The sequence below is a fragment of the Rhodopseudomonas parapalustris genome, assembly GCF_053772255.1.
In genome coordinates, this window is sequence record NZ_JAMKBZ010000073.1 from 1 (window position 1) to 1,332 (window position 1,332).

General features: G+C 64.6%; 1 protein-coding gene. It reads right to left on the reverse strand.

What is annotated here, in order from left to right; translation table 11 throughout:
• Positions 1 to 20: 20 nt before the first annotated feature.
• Positions 21 to 1,190, reverse strand: coding sequence for an IS481-like element ISRpa3 family transposase (locus M9H71_RS25075; protein WP_455407573.1), 1,170 nt, complete (start codon positions 1,188 to 1,190; stop codon positions 21 to 23).
• Positions 1,191 to 1,332 lie beyond the last annotated feature (142 nt).

The following is a 1,332-nucleotide window of genomic DNA, read 5'->3' on the forward strand; positions in this document are numbered from 1 at the left end:
GTCATCGCCCGGCTTGTTGTTCAGCCCGGAGACATAGTCGACACGTGTTCGGAGACATGACCGACACTTTCCCCGCCGGTCAAGTCGATGGTGGCGACTTGGTGGGCGGCGAAGAACACGCCGTATTTGCCGTCGGTGGAGAGCGGCCTGATGGCCAAGCGCTCTCCGGCGAAGGCTTGCGGCACCTTCCACAAACGACCTTTGAAGCTGACATAGGCCTTGGTTTTCGGGACGGAGCGGACGATGTCGCGCTCTTTGTATTCGGGAGCCGGCAGGCGGTCCGGCAGAGCACGGCGGCTCGGCTGGTAGCGATCAGCAGGCACCAGCTGGCCTAGCGACTCGTGAGGGCGCTCGAAGTTGTACACCTCGCGCCAGGAATCGAAGGCACGTTGCGCGTCGGAGAGATCGCGCAGGGGCCGCAGCGCGAACACTTCGTCGTCCAGCGTGCGATGGAAGCGCTCGTTCTTGCCGCGGCTCTGCGGGTGATAGGGACGGCTGCGGATCACCCTGATGCCGAGCTTGAGCAGCCACACCGAGAACCATGTCCAGCGCTCGCCGGAACTGTCCGACCACGGCGAGCCGTTGTCGACGAAGATCGTGTCGGGCAAGCCGTAGTGCCGGAACGTCGTTTGCAGCCTGTCCTGCACGGTTTCGCCGCGCTGATCGGCGCAAGCCTGGAGGCACAGATCGTAGCGTGAGTGATCGTCCACCACGGTCAGCGGATGGCAGCGGACGTCGTTGCCGAGCCGAACCCAGCCTTTGAAGTCCATCTGCCAAAGCATGTTCGGCGCCGGCATCTCGAACCGCAGCGTCGCCGGTGGACCGCCGGCGGCAGGCTTGATCCGGCCGTGCCGGCGCAGGATCTCGTGGATCGTCGACACCGCCGGAGCGCTGTGTCCGGACCGCTTCATCGAGCTAGCGATCTTGCGCGCCCCCCACGCCGGATGCGCATCGCGAACCGCCAGCACCTGTGCCTCGCACGCCGCCGAGGTTTGCCGCGGGCTTTCGTGCGGCCGCCGCGATAGGTCGACGACATCACCTCCGGCCGCGCATCGCTCCAACCATTTGTAGCCGGTCGTCCAATGAATGCCGAACCGCCGGCACAACTCCCGCCGATTCGCTCCCTCCTGCATCGCAAGCCGGACGAACTCTCGTCTCTGATCCACTGCCGACACCTCACGCCAGGGCATGGACTTGGCCTCCAATCGCCAAATCCAGCCACTATGATGCGTCGACTATGTCTCCGAACACCCGTAGGTCATGTCTCCGGGCTGAACACTTGTCCGGGCGACCCAGTATTCCAGAGCGATTGTCGTACCGCTCGATGCTGGC

What these genes read in the sequence shown, in the direction of transcription:
- M9H71_RS25075 (WP_455407573.1), bottom strand. Translation starts at nt 1,190, where the DNA reads ATGCCCTGGCGTGAGGTGTCGGCAGTGGATCAGAGACGAGAGTTCGTC.